Here is a 23,639-nt window from a genome sequence, read left to right as displayed (position 1 = left end):
ATTTCCCCATTTCCCCGTTCCCGCAATTCCTATTCCCCTAGCTTGTAGAAGCGGCTGATGATGCTCCAGGCTTCGTCGGCTGTGTCGACGAAATCGATGATGTCCTGGTCGCCCGGGCTGATCGTGCCTTGCTCGGCGAGGAAGTCGAGGTCGATCGCCCGCTTCCAGAAGGACTTGCCGAACAGGATCACCGGCACGCGCTCCATGCGCCCGGTCTGGATCAGCGTCAGCGTCTCGAAGAACTCGTCCATCGTGCCGAAGCCGCCGGGAAACACCGCCACGGCCTTGGCGCGCATGACGAAGTGCATCTTGCGGATGGCAAAATAGTGAAAGTTGAAGCAGAGCTCCGGCGTAACATAGGGGTTCGGCGCCTGCTCGTGCGGCAACACGATGTTGAGCCCGATCGACGGCGCGCCGACATCGGCGGCGCCGCGGTTTCCCGCCTCCATCACGCCAGGCCCGCCGCCGGTCACCACGACATATTCGCGATAATATGACGTGGCCGACTGCTGCGAGCAGAGGCGGGCGAATTTGCGCGCCTCTTCGTAATATTTGCTGTTTTCCTCGAGGTTCTTCTTCTGCGTCTCGTTCTTGGCGGCCCAGGCCTCGCCGCCCGGTTCGGGCAGGCGCGCGCCGCCGAACAGGATCACCGTCGAACGGATGCCGCGCTCGGCCAGGATCATTTCCGGCTTCAGCAGTTCCAGTTGCAGCCTGACCGCTCGCAATTCGCGCCGCGTCATGAAGTCGGGATCGTTCCAGGCCAGGCGGTAGGTTTCGGCCCGCGTCTGCGGCGTGTCCGGCACGCTTTTCGACCGCTCCAGATCCTCGTCCGAATGCGGCAGCGGCGTCCATCCCGCCTTTTCCATGGGAGTCATCGAATCCACCCGTCCATTCCTTTACTTGCGTCGTCCCGTGACGCAGCCGCGATTGACCCCCATTGAGCCTTAACATAGGGTCCGCGCGACTTTTAAACAGGTTAAGGCGCAGCCCCTTAACAGCTTGGTAATGGAGCAAATTCATGTCGAAGCCCGATCTGACGAGCCTCGAAAAGACCATCGACAGGGCCTTCGAGGAACGCGACGCCATTTCGACCGCGACCCGCGGCGAGGTGCGCGACGCCATCCAGTCGGCACTCGACCTGCTCGACCGCGGCACCGCCCGCGTCGCCGAGCGGCAGGCCGACGGCAAATGGCACGTCAACCAGTGGCTGAAGAAGGCCGTGCTGCTCTCCTTCCGGCTCAATCCGATGGAGATCATCAAGGGCGGCCCCGGCGAGGCCGTGTGGTGGGACAAGGTGGCGTCCAAGTTCGACGGCTGGAGCGCCGTCGATTTCGAGAAGGCGGGCTTCCGCGCCGTGCCGTCATCGATCGTGCGCCGTTCGGCCTATGTCGCGCCCGGCGCCGTCTTGATGCCGTCCTTCGTCAATGTCGGCGCCTATGTCGATAGCGGCACCATGGTCGATACCTGGGCTTCGGTCGGCTCCTGTGCCCAGATCGGCAAGAATGTCCACCTTTCGGGCGGCGTCGGCATCGGCGGCGTGCTGGAGCCGATGCAGGCCGGCCCCACCATCATCGAGGACAATTGCTTCATCGGCGCGCGTTCCGAAGTGGTCGAGGGCTGCATCGTGCGCGAAGGCTCGGTGCTCGGCATGGGTGTCTTCATCGGCCAATCGACCAAGATCGTCGACCGCGCCACCGGCGAGGTCTTCTACGGCGAGGTGCCGCCGAATTCCGTTGTCGTCGCCGGATCGATGCCGGGCAAGGCGTTTCCCAACAACGAACCGGGCCCAGGCCTCTATTGCGCCGTCATCGTCAAGCGGGTCGACGCCAGGACCCGGTCCAAGACCTCGATCAACGAATTGCTGCGCGATTGATCTTTCAGCCGGGCAGGTGCACCTTCCGCCGGCGCGACGATCGGTCGCGCTGGGTTCAACATGGAGGGGTGACATGGACTGGAAATATCTGCTCACAAGCTTTGACGGTCGCATCAACCGGGGCAAGTTCTGGGCTGGCATCGGCGTATTCATCGTTATCGGCGTTATTGCTTTCATTCTCGACGCGATCCTCGGCACGCGTTTCACCACGGCCAGCGGTGCCCAGATCGGCATCATCGGCATCCTCTTCGCGCTGGCATCGATCTATTTCGCGATTGCCCTCTATGCCAAACGCTGGCACGACCGCAACAAGTCGGGCTGGTGGACGCTGATCGGCTTCGTACCCGTCATCGGCGGCATCTGGCTGCTGGTCGAACTCGGCATCCTCGAAGGCACCAGGGGTGCCAATCAATATGGATCGGACCCGCTTGCCTGAAAGATCGGATCTCAACTGGCTTTTCTTCAAGACCTCGGGCCGCGTCAGCCGCGCGGCCTATTTTCTCGGCGGATTGCTCGTCGCCATCATCCAGGCGTTCCCGCTGTACCGCTTCACGCTGGTGCCGGAGGGCTCGGCCGAGAGCAACATGTGGTCGTTCATCTTCTTCATCGCCTTCATCGCCTCGCTGTGGTCGAACATCGCGCTGGCGGTGAAGCGGCTGCACGACCTCGACAAGCCGGGCATCGCCGCGCTGATCCTGTTCGTGCCGGTCGTCTCGATCGTCGCCTTCCTTGTGTTGTGCCTGTTTCCAGGGCAGCCTGGGCCCAACCGCTACGGCCGGCGCACCAACGAGCCGGCTGAATCAAAGAAATAGAGCATGATGTCGTCCGAAAACCGCTTCACACTTTTCGGCATCACGCTCTAAAGGGGGGCCGATCGGATATCTCGCCATGCGCTACCGCACGCTTGATCCGAAACTGATCATCGAAACCGCCGAGCGGCTTGAAGGCCGCGTGGCCGACCGTTTCCCGGACGCCGGGTTGCGCGGCGTCGCCGCCGAACTGGTGTCGTTGTCGCGCGATCTGGCCAAGGCCGCCAAGGCCCTGGAAGCGCCGATCTGGTGGCTGCGTGGCATCATTGTCGCCGCCGTGATCGTCGGCGGGCTGATCTTCCTCTTCGTCGGCACCATCCTGCCGCTCATTCACATCTCCCAGGCTGACGACGCGGTGCAGTCGGTGCAAGGCATCGAAGCCACGATCAACATGATCATCCTCGCCGTACTCGGCTTCCTCGCCCTGATCCGCACCGAGGAGCGCATCAAGCGCAAGCAGGTGTTTCGCCAGTTGCACGGCCTGCGTTCGCTGATCCACGTCATCGACATGCATCAGCTCACCAAGGATCCGGCGGTGCTGTCGGCCAGTTTCAAACCGACCTCGCATTCGCCGGCCCGCATCACCAATGCCGCGGATCTCGCGCGCTATCTCGACTATTGCTCCGAAATGCTGTCGATCACCGGCAAGATCGCGGCGCTGTTCGCCCAGTCCGTCAATGACGCCGTCGTCATCGACGGCGTCAACGACGTCGAGAACCTGGCGTCCAACCTGTCGCGCAAAATCTGGCAGAAGATCACGTTGATCGACGGCCGGCCGGCGGCGCCACAATCTTCTCCGGCGGCAGGCCCGGCGAGCCGAGCCGCTCGGCTTCCGCCGCGCGCACCAGGGCGCTGATCCGCTGGACCGTCGGCGCCGGCGTGCCGGCTTTTTCAGCGAGCAGCAAAACAGCACCCTGCAGGTCGTCGATCTCGGTCGGCCGGCCGTGCCGCAGATCGTCCCACATCGACGAGCGCGCCTCGGGGTCGATCGCCAGCATGCGCCGCGCCAGCAATTTGAACAGCCAGTCGGGCAGCCTGAGCACCTTCGGCAGCAGCGCCGGCCGCAGGCCGGCGATGCGCGCCGGCTCGACGCCGGAGGCCTTCATGGCCCGCAGCGCCTCGTCGATCTGGTCGGCGAGGATCACCCGCCAGCGCCTGTCGGCGAGTTCGGTTGCCAACGGAAGGCCTGACAGCGCCACCAACGCATTGTTCAGGTTCATCAGAAGCTTGCCCCACAGCACGGCCTTCATGTCGCCATGCGCTTGGACCGCGAGGCCTTCGACGTCGAGAAGGCCGGCAAGGCCGGCATCTTCGACCATCACCTTGCCGTCGCTGGCGCGGTGGACGCGCAGCGGCAGCTCTCCATCGGTTGATTGCACGACATTGAACGGCACCATGCCGGCCAGCACCGTTTGCCGGCCAAGCGCCGCGCGCAGCCTGTCGGCATTGTCGACGCCGTTCTGCAGGCTCACCACCACGGCATCCGGACGGGCATGGGCCTTGATGAGTGCTGCCATATCCTGCGTCGCGCCGCTCTTGACGGTGACCAGGATCACGTCGGCATCCGGCAAGGCGGCGGCAGGATCGGTGGTGACGGCAAGCGCTTCCGGCTTGATCAGGCGATCGCGGCCGTCGAGGTCGCCGACGCGCAATCCGCCCTGCCGCAGCGCTGCCTGGACGCGCGGCCTGGCGAGCAGGACAACCCGCCGCCCGGCGAGCGCCAGGCAGCCGCCGGCATAACAGCCAATGCTGCCGGCGCCGGCAATGACGATCCTCTTTTCGCCGTTTGCCATCTCTTACTCCGCGTCGGCCAGAACTATACGACATGAAAACCATAATGTCGGCGGTATCATCGGCCATTGGCTTGGCCCTATGTCTGGCAGTGACAGGCCTTTCGCTTTCGACTATCGCTTTTGCCATGACGCTGCCGACTGACCCCGCCGCAAACCTCGTCTCTCTCATCCGCTGTGCCTCGGTGACGCCAGCCGAAGGCGGCGCCCTGAGCGCGCTGGAGGCTATGCTGAAACCGCTCGGCTTTCTGGTCGATCGGCCGGTGTTCTCCGAGGACGGCACGCCCGATATCGAGAACCTCTATGCACGGCGCTCCGGCAACGGCCCGCATCTGATGTTCGCGGGCCATACCGACGTCGTGCCCATCGGCGACGAAGCCGCCTGGACGCATCCGCCTTTCGCCGCCGAGATCGCCAATGGCGAGATGTATGGCCGGGGCGCCGTCGACATGAAGGGCGGCATTGCCTGTTTCATCGCCGCGGTGGCGCGCCATGTCGAGGCAAATGGCGGCCCGAAGGGCTCGGTGTCGCTGCTGATCACCGGCGACGAGGAAGGTCCGGCCATCAACGGCACGGTCAAGCTGCTCGAATGGGCCGCGTCCAAAGGCGAAAGGTGGGACGCCTCGATTGTTGGCGAGCCGACCAATCCGGACACGCTCGGCGACATGGTCAAGATCGGCCGGCGCGGCTCGATGTCGGGCAGCATCACCGTCAATGGCCGCCAGGGCCATGCCGCCTATCCGCAGCTTGCCGACAATCCGGTGCGCGGGCTGATGAGCCTGGTGGACGCCTTGCTGCATCCCGTCTTCGACAAGGGAACCCAGGATTTCCAGCCGACCAACCTGGAGGTGACCTCCATCGATGTCGGCAACCCGGCCACCAACGTCATTCCCGCCAAGGCGACCGCCACCTTCAACATCCGCTTCAACGACAGCTGGACGGCAGAGACGGTCCAGGCGGAAATCCACAACCGCCTCGATCAGGCCGCGGGGCGCAAGAAATACCGGCCAGGCAAGAAGACGCCGGTCGACTATGACCTCGTCTGGCGCGACCGGCCGAGCCATGTCTTCCTGACCCGCGACGACAGGCTGGTCGAGACGCTGAGCGGCTCGGTCAAGGCGGTGGTCGGCAAAAAGCCGGCGCTGTCCACCTCCGGCGGCACATCGGATGCGCGCTTCATCAAGGATTATTGCCCGGTGGTGGAATTCGGCCTGGTCGGCAAGACCATGCACATGGTCGACGAGCGCGTCGCCATCGCCGATCTGGAAACGCTGACGCGGATCTACCAGCGCTTCATCGACGACTGGTTCGGACAGGGCTGAGCATGCTTACCGCGGACGAAACCCAAGCTTCGCTGACCGGCGCCTGGCGGCTGATGCTCGGCAAGGTCGACGGGCTGCGCCTGCTCGACCTGTCAGCCGACGGCTTCTGGAATTCGTTCTTCGCCATCATCGTCGCGGCACCGGCGCTGATCGTCGGCTGGGTCGGCATCGCCAACGAGATCAGCGATCCCGATGCCTTCGCCGGCCGCTTCAGCATGCTGGTGCGGCTGGCGACGGTCGATATCGGCTCCTGGGTGCTGCCGCTGGTCGCGCTCGCCTTGGTGGCGCCGCGCGCCGGCATCGGCGGGCGCTTCGTCCACTATGTCGTCGCCAGCAACTGGGCTTCGGCCATCACCGCCTGGCTGATGCTGCCATCCGCGCTGATCAGGCTTTTCCTGTCGTCGACAAGCCAGGTCGCGAGCTTGGTGTCGCTGCTGTTGTTTTCCCTGTCGATGGTGCTGACCTGGCGCATGACCACCGCCACGATCGGCAGGGGCGCGGCGGTCGGCACCGCCGTTTTCGTCGGCATGTTCATCGCTTCGCTGCTGGCGCTGTTCGGGCTGCAGATGCTGCTTGGGATCAGCGTGCCGGACGATGTCGGGGCCCAGAGCCTTTCCGGGCTCTATTGGGGATAGAGCAAGGCTCTTATCCGGGATAGAACCGTGTTCTATCCGGGATAATCGACGCCTATCAGGAAAAGTCCATCGGGCGGCGCCACTTGCCCGCAGGCGGCGCGGTCTCGCGCCTCGAGCGCGGTCTTGAGATCGCCTGATGTCCAGCTTCCGTCGCCGACCCGCTTGAGCGAGCCGACCATGGAGCGCACCTGGTTGTGCAGGAAGGACCGCGCCGAGGCTCTCACCTCGATCACGTCGCCCGTCCGGCTCACATCGAGCCGCTCCAATGTCCTGACCGGGCTGTTGGCCTGGCACTGGGTGGAGCGGAAGGTGGTGAAGTCGTGCCGGCCGAGCAGGAGCTTCGCCGCCTCGTGCATGGCGGCGGCATCGAGCCGCTTCGGCACCCACCACACCTTACCCCTCTCCAGCGCCGAGGGCGCCCGCCGGTTGAGGATGCGGTAGAGATAGTGCCGCCCGATGGCCGAGAAACGGGCATCGAAATCGTCGGAGACGATCGTGGCCTTCAGGATGACGATGCGCGCGCCGGCCGCCTGCAGGTGTGCATTGATGGCGTCGCGCACCTTGTCGTCGGGCCACGCCTTGGCAAGGTCGGCATGCGCCACCTGCGCGGTCGCGTGCACGCCGGCATCGGTGCGGCCGGCGGCGCGCAAGCGGACCGCCTCGCCGCAGAATTTCTCGATCGCCTGTTCGATCGCCTGCTGCACCGAAGGCTGATCGGCCTGGTGCTGCCAGCCGGCAAACAGGCTGCCGTCATATTCGATATCGAGGCGAAAACGCGGCATGCCGGTCGGTTATACGCCCTCGCCTAGGCGGCGAGAGCGGTAAAGGCGGAGGCGTAGACCAGTCTGCCGGCTTCGGGTGCGTCGCCCCAGGCCAGCGCCTGCAGCGCTTCGCCTTGGTATTCGCTTTCGAACTTTTCAGCCCGGGCGTGGCTATAGCCGAAACGGCCGTAATAGGCCGGATCGCCCAGCACAACAGCCAGCGTCTCGCCGGCATCCCTGAGCCGGATATGGGCCTCGCGGATCAGCGCGCCGCCGATGCCGGAGCCGTGAAAAGACGGCTCCACCGCCAGCGGGGCAAGCGCCACGGCGGCAAAACTGTTGCCGCCGTTCTGCACGAACAGCCGCGAAAACAGGATGTGGCCAACGGCCTGGCCGTCCTCTTCCGCCACCAGTTCCACGACGGCGTCACCGCCGGTCACCAACGCGTCGACCAGCCCGGCCTCCGTCCGCTGGCCGAATGCGTGTTCTTCGACGAGGCGAATGGCCTCGCGGTCCCGCGGCGTCGCCGCGCGTATCGACATCATGCTCATGAGAATTTCAGTCCTTTTTCGATCTTGGCTCCGCGCAGGAACTCCGACGCGGCGGCGGGCCTTCCGCCCGCACGTTGAACTTCGACCACCCTGATCGCGCCTTTTCCGCAGGCGACCGTCAGCCGGTCATCGAGAATTCCTCCCGACTCGCCCAAATCTTCCGAAAGCGACAGGCCTTCGGACAGCGTCGAGCGAAGCAGTTTCAGCCGTTCCATGCGGCCGCCAATGTCAATCTCGGACCAGGCGCCAGGAAAGGGCGACAGGCCACGAATGTGGTTGTGGATCTCGGCCGCGGGCCGTGTCCACTCCACGCGCGTCTCGGATTTATCGATTTTCCTGGCGTAAGTCACCCCTTCGGCCGCTTGCGCGGTAAACGTCAGGACGTTCTGTTCCAGCCGTGCCAGCGCTTCCGCCATCAGGGCAGCGCCAACACTCATCAACCGATCATGCAGATCGCCGGCTGTCATATCGGGGTCGATGGCGCATTTTTCAACCAATCCCACCGGACCGGTGTCGAGGCCCTCCTCCATGCGCATCACCATCATGCCGGTCTCGGTGTCGCCGGCCATGATGGCGCGCTGGATGGGTGCCGCGCCGCGCCAGCGCGGCAAAAGCGAAGCGTGGCCGTTGACGCAGCCAAGCCGGGGTGCCTCCAGAACCGCCTTGGGCAGGAGCAAGCCATAGGCGACGACCACGGCGATATCGGCGCCAAAGGCGGCAAAAGCGGCCTGTTCGGCCTCGCCCTTCAACGATGTCGGCGTGCGCACCTCGATACCCAGCCGCTCGGCCTCGCGCTGCACGGGGGACGGCGTCAACTCCAGCCCGCGCCGGCCTGCGGCGCGCGGCGGCTGCGTATAAACAACTGCCATCTCATGTCCGGCTTCGGCGATGGCACGCAGCGTCGGCACCGAAAACTCCGGCGTGCCCATGAAGATGACGCGAAGGGGCATTTTCTTTTGCGGCCTTGTTCCTGCCTTGCCGTGACCCGGCTCAGGCACTCGTTTCAAATGGGTTTACGAGCTTAAGGTCAAGCCCGTCGAAGTCGCGAACATTGCGGGTTGCCAACGTGGCGTCATGCGCGAGACAGATCGCGGCGATCATGGCATCAGCAAGGCTGATTGGGCGCCCGAGCCGTTCCCGCGTCGCTCGGAGCTTGCCGGCAAGGCGAGGGATAGAACCAGCAAATTCCACAATGCGACCGGAGAACTGCTTCGAGATCAGGTGATCGAGAGCACGGACATGGCGATCGGAGCCGGTCTTGTTCAGAAATCGTTCGGCACCGAAGGATTGCTCCATGACGACAGGGCCGCACAGGTACAGGTCGAGCAACTCCTGTTTGCGAAACCATTCGACCACGTTCGCATCGGGTGCCGTCCTGCTCGTTTCGGAAATGATGTTGGTGTCGAGGACGATCACTCGAAATCCTCGGCCGGGCGCCCAAAGTCGCGTTTTCTATCCGCTTCGATCTTGTCCATGATCTCGGCGAATTCGTCGTCGATCGCATTCTCCGTCGCGAACGCGGAGCGTATATTGTCCCATGCCGACAGACCGGGCTCCGGCTTGGCCTCCTTTTCGGCGACCATGCCTTTGCGTAACAGATCGATTGCTTTTCCCGATAGGCTCTGGCCGCCGCTTCGTGCAGCCTGTTCGATTTCGCGTTTCAACGGCTCGGGGACGTCCCTGATCAGCATATCGCCCATGCAATTCTCCAAACGTAGATATCAATGATATCACGGCAAGGATCGCTGCTCAATGGATGCTGCGCTCGGGTGCGCCTATCCCGCCAGCTTGCCTGGCGCCTTGTCCCTGGCGAGCTTCTTGAACTTCTTCACCACCATGTCGCGCTTCAGCTTCGAGATGTGGTCGATGAACAGCACGCCGTTGAGATGGTCGATCTCGTGCTGCAGGCAGGTCGCCATCAGCCCTTCGGCCTCCATCTCCTGCAGCGTGCCGTCGCGGTCGAGATATTTGACCCGCACCGAGGCCGGGCGCTCGACCTCGGCATAGTAATCGGGGATCGACAGGCAGCCTTCCTCGTAGACGGACCGTGCGTCGGCGCTTTCGAGAATCTCCGGGTTGATGAAGACGTGCGGCGCCGGCGTTTCGTCTTCCTTGGCGAGGTCGATCACCAGCATGCGCAGCGGTTCGCCGATCTGGATAGCCGCCAGCCCGATGCCGGGTGCGTCATACATGGTCGCCAGCATGTCGTCGGCCAGTTTGCGCAAGGGCGCGTCGACGCGCTCCACCGGCTTGGAAACCTGGCGCAGGATGGGGTCAGGAAGGATGATGAGCGGCTTGATCGGCATGGGGTTTCACCTAAGACCTCAAAAGAAAGGCGTCAACCGGTGGGCCTGAGCCTCGTTCACGTTTTGATCTGTGCCGGCCTGCCGAATCGGCTATGCTGTCCACATGAATGATCTGAGCACCATCCTTTCGGAGCCTGTCGTACGGCTCGGCGCCTCGACAATCACGCTCGGCCACGCGCTGGCCTTCGGCGTCTTGCTGTTTCTCGGTCTGTTCGTGGCGCTCGTCGCTGCGCTGTGGCGGTCGGCCAAGGCGCGCGCGGTCGCCGCCGCGGAAGCCGCCGACCATGCCCGCGACGCCGAGACACGCATGGCTGGTATTTTGCAGGCGCAGGCGGAAATGCAGGGCCGCATGGGGGCTATTGCCGAAGTGTTCGGCGCCCGGCAGGCCGAATTGACGCAATCGATCGGCCAGCGGCTCGACGCCATGACCGGCCGCATCGGCCAGACCATGACCGAGCAGACCAAATCAACGCATGAGAGCCTGGCGAAGCTGCAGGAGCGGCTGGCGGTCATCGACACCGCGCAAGGCAACATCCAGTCGCTGGCCGGCCAGGTCGTGCAGTTGCAGGCGATCCTCTCCAACAAGCAGACGCGCGGCGCCTTCGGCCAGTCACGCATGGAGGCGATCGTCGCCGACGGCCTGCCGCATGGCGCCTATGAATTCCAGGCGACGCTGTCGAACGGCAGCCGGCCGGACTGCCTGGTGAAAATGCCGAACGGCGCGCCGTCGCTTGCCATCGATGCCAAATTTCCGCTGGAAGCCTGGAACGCCATCCGCGCCGCCGACGGGGCCGACCTGCAGAAGGTCGCGGCCCAGGCCTTTCGCCGCGACATCGAGGTCCATGTCCGCGACATTTCGGAAAAATACCTGCTCCAGGGCGAGACGCAGGACACGGCCTTCATGTTCGTGCCGTCGGAATCGGTGTTCGCCGAAATCCATGAGAATTTCGAAGCGATTGTCCAGAAGGCGCACCGCGCCCGGGTCATCATCGTCTCGCCTTCGCTGCTGATGCTGTCGATCCAGGTCATCCAGGCGATCCTCAAGGATGCCCGCATGCGCGAACAGGCGCATCTGATCCAGGGCGAAGTCATCAGGCTGATGGAAGACGTCCAGCGTGTCGACGAGCGGGTGCGCAAATTGCAGGGCCATTTCGGCCAATCGGCCAAGGACATCGAAGACATACTCGTCTCGACCTCGAAAGTGACCAAGCGCGGCCAGAAGATCGAGGCGCTGGAATTCGGAGAAGGCGAGCCCGACGCTCCACACGGCAGCGCCGGCAAGGAGGCAGCACCGCGCGTGGCCGATTCCAAGACGGGACAGCTGAGGCTGAGGGTCGTCGAAGGCGACGACTGAACGCTACTGCTCCTCCACCGTCGTCATGCCCTCGAATTCCGGAAGCCAGTGCAGCGCCGAGCGGTGCCATTTCTGGTGTCTCGGAACCAGGTCCTGGCGCTGCCGCGAGGTCCCGACCCTGATGCCATAGACCTTTGGACCGTCGCCGACCGAGGTCGCATAAAGATGCGAGCCGCAGTCGGCACAAAAAGCCTGGGCACGCTTGGCGCCGCTCGCCACGGTCTTGATATAGATTTTCGGCGCGCCCCTGGTGATCCGGTAGTGATCTTCCTGCGTGGGAACGGTGACGCGAAAGGCCGTACCGGTCAGCTGTTGGCAATCGGTACAGTGGCAGATCGAGGTCTTTTCCGGGTCGACCTCCGCCTCATAGGTGATGGCACCACAATGACAGCCGCCGTCGATCTTCATCGTCATTCCTCCAACATCGATCAGGTAATCTTAGCGGCGCGAGGCGACGCGAAGCAACGGCGCGGCGCTGGTCCAGAGGCCAAGGCATGATCAGGAAGAGGGGATTTTCGGATCATGGCCAAACTCTATCCGGACGCGGATTCGATCAGCTTGCGCCGCTTTTCCCAGGTGCCTGACGTCTGCGGCTTGACGAACAGCCGCGTGATCTCAGGCATTTCCTTCCTTAGCCGGGCCTCGAGACGCTCGACGCAGGCCTCGATGTCCGGCGCCGCCAGATGGTCCTCGAATTCGATGCTCAGGGCGGCAACGATCTCTTCCGGTCCCATATGCACGGTCAGCACACCGTTCGCCCGCTGCACCGCCGGATCCTGCTGGACGATCGCCAGCACCTTGCTCTGCACCTCGGGTGAGGCCGGCTCACCGATGAGCAGGCCCTTGCTTTCACGCGCCAGGAAGATCGCCGTCGCGCCGAGGATGAGCGCGATGCCGATCGAGGCGGCGCCGTCGAGTTCGGGCATCTCGAAAATCTCCGCCGCCGATATGCCGGCAAAGGCAACCGTCAGGCCGAGAAGGGCCGCGCTGTCTTCGAACAGCACCGTATAGACGCTCGGGTCCTTGCTCGATTGCACGGCTTCCAGCCAGCCTTGCTTGCCCTTTTGCTTGCGGAATTCCTTCAGCGCCACCAGCCAGGAACTGCCTTCGAACAGGAAGGACAGGCCGAGAACGACGTAGTTCACCTTGACGTTGGCGACCGGCTCCGGCGCCATGATGTGGATGATGCCCTCGTAGAACGACACGCCGGCGCCCAGCGCGAAGACCAGAAGGGCGACGATGAAGCTCCAGAAATAGAGTTCACGGCCGTGGCCGAGCGGATGGGTGGGGCTGGCCGGGCGTGCGGCCCGGTGCATGCCGTAAAGCAGCAGGCCGCCATTACCGGTATCGACCAGCGAATGCACGCCTTCCGACAGCATGGCCGAACTGCCGGTGAAAAAGGCCGCGGCGAACTTGGTCAGCGCTATGGCGAGGTTGCCGGCGAGCGCCGCATAGATGACCGTTCTGGAGCCGCCATGCCCTGCCATGCAGGTCTATCCTCTTTGAGGTACAATGTAGCGGCTCTGCCGCGGAGCTGCACAGCCATCACAACGCGCCAATCGTCGGGTCGTTCAACGTCTTCGAAACCTGCTGGCAGCAACGCCAGCTATTCCTGGATTTCGTCCGTCCATACCTTGAAGCCCGCAAGCATGCCTGGCCCGAAAATATGGGTCAGCGGCACGTCCGCCGCGTCACGGCCCGAGGCGATCAGGATGCGGCCGATACGTGGCGCGTTGTTGCGCGGATCGAAAGCGTGCCAGCGGCCGCCGAGATAGACCTCCATCCAGGCGCAGAAATCCATGCTCGCCCAGGGCTTCGGCATGCCGATGTCGCTGATGTAGCCTGTGCAGTAGCGCGTCGGGATATTGAGTGCCCGGCAGAATGTGACGGCGAGATGCGCGAAATCGCGGCACACGCCACTCCGTTCGCGCCAGGCTTCCGCGGCGGTGCGCGTCACCCGTGCGTTGCCGTAGTCGAAGGCGATGTGGTTGTGGACGAAATCGCACACCGCCTGCACGCGCGGGATGCCGGGCGGCGTATGGCCGAACAGCCGCCATGCCTCGCTTGCCAAGAGGTCGCTTTCGCAAAACCGGCTGGGCAGCAGGAACAGGAGCGTTTCCGCCGGCAGGTCGCGCACCTCGTGCTGCCACGCCATCAGCTCGCCCATCTCGAATGTGCCGGGGTCGCGGATCACCGCATCGGTGCCGAAAGTGAAACGCCCGGGCGGGGCGACGAACCGGTTGCACCAGTTTCCGAAACTGTCGCGATAACTTTCAATCGGCACCGGCGGGCTGGAGGTCAGGAAATCCGGACGCTCAAGATCGGAGGCGCGGGAATGGTGGATATTGAGCATTGCGATGAGCGGCGTCTCCTGCGGGAAGTCGAAGCTCATCTCGCAGCCGATGTGGATCCGCATTGTCGTCCTGACCGGCCTGCCTGACGATCACCCGGCGTTGCACGGGTCGATGCTGCAGTGCGAAGACAACCATGGCATGGACCGCCGGGGTTTACGAGCAAATTAGAAACCGGTTGAAAGCGGCCTGCCGGCGTTGGCAGCAAGCACTAGCCTCTTGCAGTCCGGCGTTTGTCTTGTTTCACTCCGTCTCCCGCAACAGGAGGAACGAATCATGGCCAAAGGTGCGATGAAGGCAGGCAAGGAAGCCCGCAAACCAAAGAAAGACGCCAAGAAGCCTGTAGCCGCTCCGGCCCTGAAGGCGCCGCCGGTCAAGGCAATGAGGATCAAGGAAAAGTAAGTCTCGGCAACCCGACGGGGCGGGACTTCACCGGCGGCATTCGACAATGCCGCCGGCACGTGTTGATCGGGCGTTCGGACAGCCCTATGTCGACGACGCGGGGACGACCTCGCACTTTCCGAAAAATTCGGTCGGGACGACCCGCCATGTCGACTGAGCATCCGAGGCCGGAGAGGCTGGATGTTCCGATGGAGCGTTGCGATGTCCTGGACTTTTCTGTTTTTCGCCGGCCTGTTCGAAATCGGGTGGGCGATCGGTCTCAAATATACCGACGGCTTCAGCAGGCTTGTCCCGACCGTGCTCACGGTCGCGTCGATGATCGTCAGCCTCACCTTGCTCGGCCTGGCGCTGAAGGCGCTGCCTGTCGGCACCGCCTATGCGGTGTGGACCGGTATCGGCACCGTCGGCACGGCGCTGCTCGGCATCTGGCTGCTGGGTGAGCCCACCACGGCGATCAGGCTCGGCTGCATCGCGTTGATCGTCTGCGGTATCATGGGGCTGAAATTCGCGGCTTGAACGGCCCTGTCCGCCGGCAGACGGTTTCGATCACGCCGACATCCCTGGACGGCAAGCCGACATCCCTGGACGGCAAGCGACATCCCTGGAGTCAAGCCGACATCCAGGAATGCAGGGGCTTCCGGTGGGCGACATGGACAAACGCGAAAAAGGGCCGCGCCTTGGCGCGTCCCTTGTTCATCATCCGTCGCGGCGAGTGCGCTCTTAGCGACCCGTAAAGCCGGGAGGCGTCCTGCCGGTGCGCTGCTTGCGTGCCGCATAGCGCGCGTCGCGCTTTGCCTTGCGCTCGGCTTCATCGGCAAGCAAACGAGCAATACGCTCGTTCTCTTCAGCTTCCCGAAGCTTGGCATCCGCTTGCGCTGCCTCTTCGGCGGCAATGCGCGCCGCTTCGGCTGCCGCCTCACGCTCGGCCTTCTCAACCGCTTCGCGCGCCAGCTTTTCCTGCTTCAGCTTGGCCTTCTCGGCCTCGCGGATCTCCCGCGCCGCAAGGATCGCCTTGCGTTCGGCCTGTCGTGCCAGCACCGCAGGATCGTCTGCCGCCGGCTTTGACTTGAAGCGCTCCAGAAGCGCCTTCTTTGCCTCGGTCGCGGCATTGCGCCGCTCGAAAATGTCTTTTTCCCTGTAGATAGCCAAGTCCACTTCCTTGAAGTCTATTCGCGACGCTTACATACGCGCGAAAACCGGGAGTTCAAGCGCCAAAACGGCATGCCAGCCATGAAATTCCGGGATGTTGCACCGGGGAGACGCATTTCTCGCCGAAATCGACATGCACTGTTCACAAGCCGCCCTCTGGCGGCGTCGCGGACAGGTCGCTACCTCTAGCGCGACAATCGACACACTGGGATGACATCCAAATGGAACTCGGCCTCTACACTTTCGCCGATGTGAGCCCCGTGCCGGGTCCCGGCGCCATCGGCCCGCATGAGCGGCTGCGCAACCTGATCGAGGAGATCGAACTGGCCGACCAAGTCGGCCTCGATGTCTTTGGCCTCGGCGAACACCATCGGCCGGACTATGCCGCCTCGGCGCCGGTCGTGGCTTTGGCCGCGGCGGCGGAGCGTTCGAAGCGCATCAGACTGACCAGCGCGGTCACCGTCCTGTCCTCCGACGATCCGGTGCGCGTTTTTCAGCAGTTTTCCACGCTCGACCTGTTGTCGGGCGGCCGCGCCGAGATCATAGCCGGGCGCGGATCGTTCATCGAATCCTTCCCGCTATTCGGCTACAATCTCGAAGACTATGACGAGCTGTTCGCCGAAAAGCTCGACTTGCTGCTCGCCATCCGCGATCAGGTGAAGGTGACCTGGTCAGGCAATCTGCGCGCGCCGATCAACGATCGCGGCGTCTATCCCAGGCCCTTCCAGGACAGGCTGCCGGTCTGGATCGCCATTGGCGGAACGCCGCAATCGGCCGCCCGCGCCGGCGCGCTCGGCCTGCCGCTGGCGCTTGCCATCATCGGCGGCGAACCAGCGCGCTTCGCGCCGCTGTTCGACCTCTACCGTGAGGCAGCCAAGCGGGCCGGCAGCGATCCGGCAGGGTTGGCCACCAGCATCAACGTGCATGGCTTCATCGCCGGGACGACCGAGCAGGCGGCGGACGACTTCTACGGCCCGCAGGCGGAAGTGATGAACCGCATCGGTCGAGAGCGCGGCTGGGGCCCGATATCGCGCGCGCATTTCGACCAGTCGCGTGGTCCCAATGGTGCCCTGTTCGTCGGCAATCCGGAGCAGGTGGCGGAAAAGATCGTCGCCCAGCACAGGATCTTCGGCAACGACCGCTTCCTGCTGCAAATGGCGATCGGCACCATGCCACACGCCAAGATCATGAAGGCGATCGAGCTTTACGGCACCAAGGTGGCGCCGGTCGTGCGCAAGGAAACGGCGAAACCCGCGCCGGCCGTGACGGCGCCTGTCGCGTGAACTTAATGACGCTCCGCAAGGATTGCCCCTGGTTCCATTGGCCCTCCGATAGGCTTGGTTATCGCTTTGCCCGGTGCGAGGCCGTATCCATCATCGCGGCATGATGGATTTCGGTCGCCTCGTCGGCCGGGAACATGCACTCGATGCGCAGCTCCTGGGCGGCGACGGTTTGGGGGGTACCCACCGTGGTGACCATCGAAAAATAGTTGAGGCGGCGACCGTCCTTGATGAAGCCGAGCGGAATGACCGGCATGAAGCCGATCGCCACCGGATTTTTCCAATCACTGTTCACGTCCGGATAGGCGAGCAGCGCCGCCAGCAACTCCTTGGTCTTTTCGTCGACGACGCGGCCGATGGATTCGCGATAGACCCGCTCGAACAGGCTCCGCGCCACGTCAGGCCAATTGGCGACGAACGGGCGCATGCCTTCGGGATCGAACATGAGGTGGAGCATGTTGCGCGGCCGTTCACGAGCGGCCATGTCGAGGAAACAGCCGAAGAAGAGCGGCGCGGCTTCGTTGGTCATCAGCACATTCCAGTACCGGTCCATGACCAGCGCCGGATAGGGTTCATGCTGCCGCAAGATGCGCGTCAGGGCATCGGTCACGCTCTTCATTTCCACGGAATCCCAGGCGCCTTCGGAAAACATCGGCGCGTAGCCTGCCGCCAGAAGCAAGGCGTTGCGCTCACGCAAAGGGACGTCGAGCGCCCGGGCGATCGCCATCAAGGTCTCGCGGCCGGGAACGCTGCGTCCGCTTTCAATGAAACTGATCTGCCTTTGCGAAATGCCGGTATCGAGAGACAGATCAAGCTGACTTCTGCCACGCACATCGCGCCAGTAACGCAAGAGCGTGCCCAGGTCGGGTGTCATGGCCGTTCCGGGATTTGTCTTCATAACCCGCTGTCCTCGCAGTCCCTCGAACGATACACGCCGATGCGATCACGCAGTGCTCGACGGCGCATGGCACCGGCCGGTCCATGCGCCGTCGATCGGGTCAGGCCGCCATCGCGGCGGCGGGAGACCATGCCTGCGGCTGGAAGCGTTCCTCGATCGGCGTGCCAGCCATGTTGGTCGTGGTCGCCGCCATGGTGGAGACGCCGACACCAGTTACCACTTCCAGGATCTGGGCCTTCGAATAGCCCGCCGAAGTAAACGCATCGATGTCCGCATCGCTCACGTTTCCCTTGTTTTCGATCAGCGCCCTCGTCAGCGCCGAGAGTGCCGCATATTTCGGGTCCGACGGCAACCTGCCATCCCGGATCGCCTTGACTTCGCTTTCGGCAATCCCGTCCTCGATGGCGAATGTCGAATGCGCGGCGACGGTCCAGGGGCATTTGATGGTGACCGCGTTGGTCAGCAGCAGCACCTGCTTCTCGATCTCGTCGAAGCTTCCGCCGTGAAAACTGCCGAAGCTGCTGACGAAACCGTTGAGGAGAACCGGATTGTTGGCCATCGTCGCCATGACGTTCGGAAGAAAGCCAAACCTCTCCTCAAGCGCCTTCAACGCTGGCCTGGATTTCTCCGGCGCCGACTCGGTTGTTTGAAGGGTAAATCTTTGCATCGTGATGTCCTCTTTTCAGGGTAGCGCGTAATCGCGCGGGCGATCTTCGCCACGCGCCAGCCTTGCGATCCACGGTTGCGAAGGCCTGCTCCCGTACTAGGCCCGCCACGTGCCCGGACTCAATTACACGGCATGTAATACGGAACACTCGCAGCCGAGCCGTCCGTTGAGCTATCGGCGGCAGGACCCCGCAACAGCGGCCCGTGCCGTCAGTGCCGGCTAACGGAACCTTGAAGCCATGCCGGCGTTTTCCGTCTGCGGATTGCATCAGTTGTGGTGTGCCGCCGAGGGACCACGATGAAAGCCGAATCCGCCGCTTTGGGCGCAGGCGTTGCCGAAGCTGAAGAGTCGCGTGTGGCGGCGCGCGCTGATACACGCCTGATGCGCTCGCTGCTCATCGGCATCTTCCTGTTCATGACGGTCTATGCGCTCTATTTCGCGCGCGCCTTTTTCATGCCGGTTATTCTGGCCTTCCTGCTGACACTGACACTGACGCCGATCGTGCGGCTGCTGCGCAAGCGCGGCATTCCCGAAGTGGTTTCGGCGACGCTTCTGGTGCTTGTGTCCATCATTGTCTTCGCGAGCGCCGGCTATGTGCTCAGTGGCCCCGTCATCGATCTCATCAACAACACCTCGTCCATCGGCCAGCAACTGACCGAACGCTTGGCGCAGCTGCGGCGGCCGGTCGAGAGGATCATGGACATCGCGCACCAGATCGAAGGGCTGACCGAGACAACGCAGGAACCGGGCGTGCAAAAGGTCGCGGTTGCGCAGTCAGGCTTCCTCTCATCGGCGGCGAGCAACATTCTGTCGGCCGGGACAAGCCTGACCATCATCTTCGTGTTGTCGCTGTTCCTGCTCGCCTCGGGCACGATGTTCTACGAAAAGATCATCCAGTCCTTCGCCAGCCTCACCGAGAAGAAGCGGGCGCTGCGCGTCGTCTACGATGTCGAGCGGGAAATCTCGCACTATCTGCTCACCGTCACCATCATCAACACCGGCCTCGGCACGGTCATCGGCCTCGGCCTGTGGGCGCTCGGCATGCCCAATCCGCTGGTCTGGGGCGCGGCGGCCGCCCTGCTCAATTTCCTACCCTATGTCGGGGCCATGATCACGCTTGTCCTGGTTACGGTCATCGCACTGATCAGCTTCGACACGATCGCCTATGCGTTATTGGCGCCTGCCTTCCTGGTGTTGTGTGATATCATCGAAGGCCAGTTCGTGACGCCGATGGTGGTCGGACGGCGGCTCGAGATCAACGCCGTGGCGATCTTCATCGCCATCGCATTCTGGTCATGGCTGTGGGGCTTCGTCGGCGCGCTGATGGCGGTGCCGCTGCTGGTCGTCGTCAAGGTGTTCTGCGACCATTTCGAGAGCCTTAGCCATGTCGGCAATTTTCTCGCCGCCCAACATACGGCGGTCATCGAGGAGGAAACCGACGAGCAGGACGGCACGGCCGCCGGCTGACCGGCGTACGGTTTGCGGCGGCGGGTTCGAATGCCTATATCCGCCCGATCAGTGCCCGGTGCCCCTTCCCGATGAACGACGCTCCCTTTGATCTCGACGCCTATTTCGCCCGGATCGGCCATGCCGGGTCCAGGGCTGTTTCGCTCGACACGTTGAAGACGCTTCATTTCCTGCATCCGCAGGCGATCCCCTTCGAGAACATGGATCCGTTTCTGGGGCGCCCGGTCCGATTGGACGCCGCATCGCTGCAGGACAAGATCGTCCTCGCCGGGCGTGGCGGCTATTGCTTCGAGCACAATCTCCTCTTCATGCACGCGCTGAAGGCGCTTGGCTTCGAGGTCGGTGGCCTTGCCGCGCGCGTGCTCTGGGGTCAGAGCGAGGACGCGATCACGGCGCGCAGCCACATGCTTTTGCGCATCGAGCTCGATGGCCGGACCTATATAGCCGATGTCGGCTTCGGCGGCCTGACCCTGACCGCCCCGCTGCTGTTCGAGCCTAGCCTCGAACAGACGACCCCGCACGAAACGTTCCGCATCGCCGAAACCGGCGATCACTTCCGCCTGCAGGCCGCCATCGGCGGCGACTGGCGCTCGCTGTATCGCTTCGACCTGCAGCCGCAATATGAGGTCGACTATTCCATCGCCAATTATTTCCTGTCGACCAATCCGGCATCGCATTTCCTGACCTCGGTTTCGGCGGCGCGCGCCGCGCCCGACCGGCGCTATGGGCTGCGCGGCGATCGCCTGTCCATCCATCACATCGATGGCCGCACCGAGCAGAAGCAGATTGCCACTGCCGCCGAGCTTGCCGACACGCTGGAAGGCCAGCTCGGCATCATCATTCCCGACCGCACGGCCTTCGAGGCCCCGGGTGCGCGAGAAGAAGATCGTGGAGACCAGCATATGACCGAACTTTCCGTTCTCGACCTGTCGCCGATCGTCGAAGGCAGCGATGCCTCGCACTCGCTTGCCAATTCGCTCGATCTCGCTCGCCACGCCGAGCGGCTCGGCTACAAGCGCTACTGGCTGGCCGAGCACCACAACATGCCAGGCATCGCCAGTGCCGCAACGGCTGTCGTCATCGCCCATGTCGCCGGCGGCACCAAGACCATTCGTGTCGGCGCCGGCGGCATCATGCTGCCCAATCATGCGCCGCTGGTGATCGCCGAGCAGTTCGGCACGCTGGCCGCCTTGTTTCCCGCGCGGATCGATCTTGGCCTCGGCCGGGCGCCCGGCACCGACATGAACACGGCGCGGGCGCTACGCCGCAACCTCGAGGCCGGCGTCGACAATTTCCCGCAGGATGTCGTCGAGCTGATGGGCTATTTCCTGCCCGCCGAGGAGGGCCAGCGCCTGCGCGCCGTGCCCGGCGAAGGCCAGACGGTGCCGATCTGGATTCTTGGGTCGAGCCTCTACGGCGCGCAGCTCGCCGCCATGCTCGGCCTGCCCTATGCCTTTGCCTCGCATTTCGCGCCGGCGGAACTGGACCACGCGCTGGACATCTACCGTTCGCGCTTCCAGCCGTCCGAGCAACTCGACAAGCCGCATGTCATGCTCGGCCTCAACGTCTTTGCAGCACCCACCGACGCCCAGGCACGGCTGCTGTTCTCCTCGCTGCAGCAGGCCTTCGTCAATCTGCGCACCGGCAGGCCCGGACGATTGCCGCCGCCCGTCGAGAATTATGATCGCGATCTCGACCCGATGGCCAAGACCATGCTCGGCCAGGCGCTGTCCTGCGCCGTCGTCGGCTCGCCGGAAACGGTCCGCCAGGGCATTGATGCCTTCGTGCGCCGTACCGGTGCCGACGAGCTGATGGTCACCGCGCAGATCTTCGATCATGCCGCCCGTGTGCGGTCGTTCGAGATTTTAGCCGAGGCTCACAAATCTCTGTCACAGGCCGCCTGAAGCGAATAAGCCGCCAGCCGCTTTTGCCGACGTCGATGCTCTGCTAAATGCGGGTATCCTTCGCAACAGCGAGCCTTGCCTTGCCCCATGATCTCGATAGACGCGAGCAGTTTGCCATTGATCTGGCGCGGCGTGCCGGCGAACTCGGCCTGAAATATTTCCGCGATCTCGACAGCCTGACCATCGAAAGCAAGGGCCATCAGGATTTGGTCTCGCAGGCGGACCGCGAGGTCGAGCTGTTCATCCGCGCGGCAATCGCCGCCGACTATCCGCAAGACGGCATCGTCGGCGAGGAGCACGCCTCGGTCGCCGGCTCGACAGGCCATGTCTGGGTGATCGACCCCATCGACGGCACCGCCAATTTCGTCCGCGGCATTCCGGCCTGGTGCGTGGTGATCGCCTGCGCCCGTGATGGAGAGACGATCGTCGGCGTCATCCACGAACCGTCGACCGGCGAGACCTTCCACGGAAGGCTGGGCGGCGGCGCCTTCGTCAACGGCAGGCCGGTCAAGACAAGTGCGGCGGCCAGCCTGGAAGAGGGCTCGGTGGGCACCGGCTTCTCAAACCGGGCGGAGGCCGAAAACATCGCCGTGCTGATCAAGAAAATCCTGGCCGAGGGCGGCGTCTTCTTCCGCAACGCGTCCGGCGCGCTGATGCTTGCCTATGTCGCCTCGGGGCGGCTGCTCGGCTATGTGGAAGAACACATGAACCCGTGGGACTGCGTGGCCGGCATGCTGCTGATCGAGGAAGCCGGCGGCACGATCCTGAGGGCGGATCCGAAGACGGTGCTGCAGAGCGGCACACAGGTCATCACGGGCGGCAAGGGCGTCTTTTCGAAACTGCAAGAACTGTGTTCTGGTGTTTTCACGTCCTGATCAATCTCAGGAAGCACGACGTTATCCGAAAACCGCTTCACGTTTTCGGCATTTAGGCACTCACGCTGTGCACCGCCGCGCCCAGCGGCCGGCATGAGTTGCGTATCATCAGCCGGCCCTTGAGGACAAGCTTGCGCGGTGGCGCATCCCGGTTGCCGGCGAGACGGTCGAGCAGCAGATTGGCCGCCTGTTCGCCGATCGCCTGCACAGGCTGCGCCACCGTGGTCAGTTGAGGCTGGAACACGTCGGACCATGGAAAATCGTCGAAGCAGGCTACCGAAATATCCTCCGGACAGGACAGCCCGATGTCGCGGATCGCCTTCATGGTTCCGATCACCATCGGGTTGTTGGCCGAGAAGATCGCGCTTGGCCGGTCATGCAGCGACAGCAGCTGCATGGTTGCGTTGTAGCCGTCGATCTCGTGGAAATTGCCGGAGCGAACCAGCTCTTCGGCCACCGGCAAGCCGGCGGCCTGGAGCGCCTCGCGATATCCGGTCATGCGGTCATGCATGGGTGAAATGTCCGAGGTGCCGGTAATGTAACCGATGCGGCGGTGGCCGAGATTGATCAAATAGCTCATGGCGTCGAATACCGCGCGCTGGTTGTCGAGAACCACGGCGTCGGTGTCGACGCCCTCGCACAGACGATCCATCAGCACGACCGGCACATTGGCGTCGGCGACGATCCGCTTGAGGATCGCGCCGTCCCCGACGCGCGCCACGATCAGCCCGTCGACCATGCGGTCGAGCAGCAGCCTGATCTGGTCGTCCTGGGTGTTCAAATCCTCGTCGGTGCAGCACAGCATGACCGCGTAGCCGGCGCGGTCGAAGGCCTGCTGGATGACCGAGACGACATCGGTGAAGAAGGGGTTGGTGATGTGCGGAACGGTCAGGCCGATGGTGCGCGTCGTGCCCATCTTCAGGCTGCGGGCGATGGCGTTGCGCTTGTAGCCGATATCGCGGATCGCCTGCTCGATGCGGGCGCTGAGCTCGGGGCTGACAGTCGCCGTGCCGTTGATCAGCGCCGACACGGTGGCGACCGAGACACGCGCCGCTTCAGCCACGTGAAGCATGGTGGGTGCGGTGGATTTGCGTTGTTTTTTTCGCCCTGACGCTGTCATTTTCGAAACGTTTCGCCACCCCTTGCCGCCAATACCTACGGAATCTTGCCGTTTTAGGCAAGAATCGAAATGCATCAAAGTTGCGTCACCGCCATATCGGCTTGACATGATCGAAACGTTTAGAT

Annotated in this window: 28 protein-coding genes and 1 pseudogene; 14 read left to right on the top strand and 15 right to left on the bottom strand. The window is 63.6% G+C overall.

The window, feature by feature from the left end:
- Window positions 1-29 precede the first annotated feature (29 nt).
- Entirely contained in the window at window positions 30-875 is an 846-nt protein-coding gene (locus M653_RS0113510) for an LOG family protein (RefSeq protein ID WP_027143829.1), read from the bottom strand.
- A gap of 143 nt (window positions 876-1,018) precedes the next feature.
- Between M653_RS0113510 and dapD the strand changes: the two genes are divergently transcribed.
- The 4 genes from dapD to M653_RS1000000135555 all read left to right on the top strand — a co-directional run bounded on the left by dapD (window position 1,019) and on the right by M653_RS1000000135555 (window position 3,538).
- Entirely contained in the window at window positions 1,019-1,873 is an 855-nt protein-coding gene (dapD, locus tag M653_RS0113505; protein WP_027143828.1) for a 2,3,4,5-tetrahydropyridine-2,6-dicarboxylate N-succinyltransferase, read from the top strand.
- A 73-nt stretch (window positions 1,874-1,946) separates the two neighbouring features.
- Window positions 1,947-2,309: a DUF805 domain-containing protein gene (locus M653_RS0113500; RefSeq protein WP_027143827.1), complete on the top strand. Its 363-nt coding sequence runs from the start codon at window positions 1,947-1,949 to the stop codon at window positions 2,307-2,309.
- Entirely contained in the window at window positions 2,302-2,685 is a 384-nt protein-coding gene (locus tag M653_RS0113495) for a DUF805 domain-containing protein (RefSeq protein WP_027143826.1), read from the top strand. Before M653_RS0113500 ends, M653_RS0113495 begins: the two co-directional genes overlap by 8 nt.
- A 76-nt stretch (window positions 2,686-2,761) precedes the next feature.
- Window positions 2,762-3,538, top strand: a complete 777-nt coding sequence (locus M653_RS1000000135555; RefSeq protein WP_084636673.1) for a hypothetical protein — start codon at window positions 2,762-2,764, stop codon at window positions 3,536-3,538.
- Here the strand turns inward: M653_RS1000000135555 and M653_RS0113485 are convergent.
- Entirely contained in the window at window positions 3,438-4,475 is a 1,038-nt protein-coding gene (locus M653_RS0113485; RefSeq protein WP_027143824.1) for a 2-dehydropantoate 2-reductase, read from the bottom strand. The genes M653_RS1000000135555 and M653_RS0113485 overlap by 101 nt on opposite strands.
- A gap of 125 nt (window positions 4,476-4,600) precedes the next feature.
- On the opposite strand from M653_RS0113485, the gene dapE reads away from it, so the two are divergent.
- Both dapE and M653_RS0113475 read left to right on the top strand, forming a co-directional pair.
- Window positions 4,601-5,794, top strand: coding sequence for a succinyl-diaminopimelate desuccinylase (gene dapE, locus M653_RS0113480; protein WP_027143823.1), 1,194 nt, complete (start codon window positions 4,601-4,603; stop codon window positions 5,792-5,794).
- A gap of 2 nt (window positions 5,795-5,796) precedes the next feature.
- Window positions 5,797-6,429: a hypothetical protein gene (locus tag M653_RS0113475; protein WP_027143822.1), complete on the top strand. Its 633-nt coding sequence runs from the start codon at window positions 5,797-5,799 to the stop codon at window positions 6,427-6,429.
- Window positions 6,430-6,461: 32 nt separating this feature from the next.
- On the opposite strand, the gene truA is transcribed toward M653_RS0113475, so the two are convergent.
- The 6 genes from truA to def all read right to left on the bottom strand — a co-directional run bounded on the left by truA (window position 6,462) and on the right by def (window position 10,047).
- Window positions 6,462-7,211: a tRNA pseudouridine(38-40) synthase TruA gene (truA, locus tag M653_RS0113470; protein ID WP_027143821.1), complete on the bottom strand. Its 750-nt coding sequence runs from the start codon at window positions 7,209-7,211 to the stop codon at window positions 6,462-6,464.
- A gap of 23 nt (window positions 7,212-7,234) precedes the next feature.
- Window positions 7,235-7,741 carry an N-acetyltransferase gene (locus M653_RS0113465; RefSeq protein WP_027143820.1) on the bottom strand — a complete coding sequence of 169 codons (507 nt, stop codon included), beginning with the start codon at window positions 7,739-7,741 and terminating at the stop codon, window positions 7,235-7,237.
- Entirely contained in the window at window positions 7,738-8,691 is a 954-nt protein-coding gene (gene fmt, locus M653_RS0113460; RefSeq protein ID WP_027143819.1) for a methionyl-tRNA formyltransferase, read from the bottom strand. The genes M653_RS0113465 and fmt overlap by 4 nt, the downstream gene beginning before the upstream one ends.
- 40 nt (window positions 8,692-8,731) lie before the next feature.
- Window positions 8,732-9,157 (bottom strand): type II toxin-antitoxin system VapC family toxin, encoded by a 426-nt coding sequence (locus M653_RS0113455; protein ID WP_027143818.1) that lies wholly within the window; start codon window positions 9,155-9,157, stop codon window positions 8,732-8,734.
- On the bottom strand, window positions 9,154-9,441 hold the full coding sequence (locus tag M653_RS0113450; RefSeq protein ID WP_027143817.1) for a hypothetical protein: 288 nt from the start codon (window positions 9,439-9,441) through the stop codon (window positions 9,154-9,156). Before M653_RS0113450 ends, M653_RS0113455 begins: the two co-directional genes overlap by 4 nt.
- A 75-nt stretch (window positions 9,442-9,516) precedes the next feature.
- Entirely contained in the window at window positions 9,517-10,047 is a 531-nt protein-coding gene (gene def, locus M653_RS0113445) for a peptide deformylase (protein ID WP_027143816.1), read from the bottom strand.
- 103 nt (window positions 10,048-10,150) lie between these two features.
- Here def and M653_RS0113440 point away from each other — a divergent pair, with 103 nt between their 5' ends.
- Entirely contained in the window at window positions 10,151-11,401 is a 1,251-nt protein-coding gene (locus tag M653_RS0113440) for a DNA recombination protein RmuC (protein ID WP_027143815.1), read from the top strand.
- Between the two features lie 3 nt (window positions 11,402-11,404).
- Here the strand turns inward: M653_RS0113440 and M653_RS0113435 are convergent, their stop codons facing one another.
- The 3 genes from M653_RS0113435 to M653_RS0113425 form a co-directional block, all read right to left on the bottom strand.
- Entirely contained in the window at window positions 11,405-11,809 is a 405-nt protein-coding gene (locus M653_RS0113435) for a GFA family protein (protein ID WP_027143814.1), read from the bottom strand.
- Window positions 11,810-11,934: 125 nt separating this feature from the next.
- Window positions 11,935-12,888: a cation diffusion facilitator family transporter gene (locus M653_RS0113430; protein WP_027143813.1), complete on the bottom strand. Its 954-nt coding sequence runs from the start codon at window positions 12,886-12,888 to the stop codon at window positions 11,935-11,937.
- 119 nt (window positions 12,889-13,007) lie between these two features.
- Window positions 13,008-13,817 (bottom strand): transglutaminase family protein, encoded by an 810-nt coding sequence (locus M653_RS0113425; RefSeq protein ID WP_027143812.1) that lies wholly within the window; start codon window positions 13,815-13,817, stop codon window positions 13,008-13,010.
- A gap of 211 nt (window positions 13,818-14,028) precedes the next feature.
- On the opposite strand from M653_RS0113425, the gene M653_RS1000000138095 reads away from it, so the two are divergent.
- Both M653_RS1000000138095 and sugE read left to right on the top strand, forming a co-directional pair.
- Window positions 14,029-14,154 (top strand): hypothetical protein, encoded by a 126-nt coding sequence (locus tag M653_RS1000000138095; RefSeq protein ID WP_023772267.1) that lies wholly within the window; start codon window positions 14,029-14,031, stop codon window positions 14,152-14,154.
- A gap of 201 nt (window positions 14,155-14,355) precedes the next feature.
- Window positions 14,356-14,670 (top strand): quaternary ammonium compound efflux SMR transporter SugE, encoded by a 315-nt coding sequence (sugE, locus tag M653_RS0113415; RefSeq protein ID WP_027143811.1) that lies wholly within the window; start codon window positions 14,356-14,358, stop codon window positions 14,668-14,670.
- A gap of 204 nt (window positions 14,671-14,874) precedes the next feature.
- Here sugE and M653_RS0113405 read toward each other — a convergent pair whose 3' ends face one another.
- Window positions 14,875-15,303, bottom strand: coding sequence for a DUF6481 family protein (locus tag M653_RS0113405; RefSeq protein ID WP_027143810.1), 429 nt, complete (start codon window positions 15,301-15,303; stop codon window positions 14,875-14,877).
- A 221-nt stretch (window positions 15,304-15,524) separates the two neighbouring features.
- Between M653_RS0113405 and M653_RS0113400 the strand changes: the two genes are divergently transcribed.
- Complete coding sequence (locus M653_RS0113400) at window positions 15,525-16,586, top strand: LLM class flavin-dependent oxidoreductase (RefSeq protein ID WP_027143809.1); 1,062 nt, start codon at window positions 15,525-15,527, stop codon at window positions 16,584-16,586.
- A gap of 58 nt (window positions 16,587-16,644) precedes the next feature.
- Here the strand turns inward: M653_RS0113400 and M653_RS0113395 are convergent, their stop codons facing one another.
- Together M653_RS0113395 and M653_RS0113390 are read right to left on the bottom strand one after the other, a co-directional pair.
- Window positions 16,645-17,457: a helix-turn-helix transcriptional regulator gene (locus M653_RS0113395; protein ID WP_027143808.1), complete on the bottom strand. Its 813-nt coding sequence runs from the start codon at window positions 17,455-17,457 to the stop codon at window positions 16,645-16,647.
- 124 nt (window positions 17,458-17,581) lie between these two features.
- Window positions 17,582-18,148 (bottom strand): carboxymuconolactone decarboxylase family protein, encoded by a 567-nt coding sequence (locus M653_RS0113390; RefSeq protein ID WP_027143807.1) that lies wholly within the window; start codon window positions 18,146-18,148, stop codon window positions 17,582-17,584.
- A gap of 297 nt (window positions 18,149-18,445) precedes the next feature.
- Here M653_RS0113390 and M653_RS0113385 point away from each other — a divergent pair, with 297 nt between their 5' ends.
- The 4 genes and pseudogenes from M653_RS0113385 to M653_RS0113370 all read left to right on the top strand — a co-directional run bounded on the left by M653_RS0113385 (window position 18,446) and on the right by M653_RS0113370 (window position 22,394).
- The gene (locus M653_RS0113385; RefSeq protein WP_027143806.1) at window positions 18,446-19,615 is read left to right on the top strand and encodes an AI-2E family transporter; all 1,170 of its coding nucleotides are present in this window, start codon (window positions 18,446-18,448) and stop codon (window positions 19,613-19,615) included.
- A gap of 71 nt (window positions 19,616-19,686) precedes the next feature.
- Window positions 19,687-20,397: pseudogene (locus M653_RS1000000134395) on the top strand (arylamine N-acetyltransferase); the annotation flags it as partial.
- 120 nt (window positions 20,398-20,517) lie between these two features.
- Window positions 20,518-21,519: an LLM class flavin-dependent oxidoreductase gene (locus M653_RS0113375; protein ID WP_027143805.1), complete on the top strand. Its 1,002-nt coding sequence runs from the start codon at window positions 20,518-20,520 to the stop codon at window positions 21,517-21,519.
- 80 nt (window positions 21,520-21,599) lie between these two features.
- Window positions 21,600-22,394, top strand: coding sequence for an inositol monophosphatase family protein (locus tag M653_RS0113370; protein WP_027143804.1), 795 nt, complete (start codon window positions 21,600-21,602; stop codon window positions 22,392-22,394).
- 52 nt (window positions 22,395-22,446) lie between these two features.
- Here the strand turns inward: M653_RS0113370 and M653_RS0113365 are convergent, their stop codons facing one another.
- Window positions 22,447-23,466, bottom strand: coding sequence for a LacI family DNA-binding transcriptional regulator (locus tag M653_RS0113365; protein WP_027143803.1), 1,020 nt, complete (start codon window positions 23,464-23,466; stop codon window positions 22,447-22,449).
- Between the last annotated feature and the right edge of the window lie 173 nt (window positions 23,467-23,639).

The organism is Mesorhizobium sp. WSM3626, from assembly GCF_000513935.1.
Classification (GTDB): Bacteria; Pseudomonadota; Alphaproteobacteria; order Rhizobiales; family Rhizobiaceae; genus Mesorhizobium; species Mesorhizobium salmacidum.
This window is presented reverse-complemented; position numbering and strand designations above follow the sequence as displayed.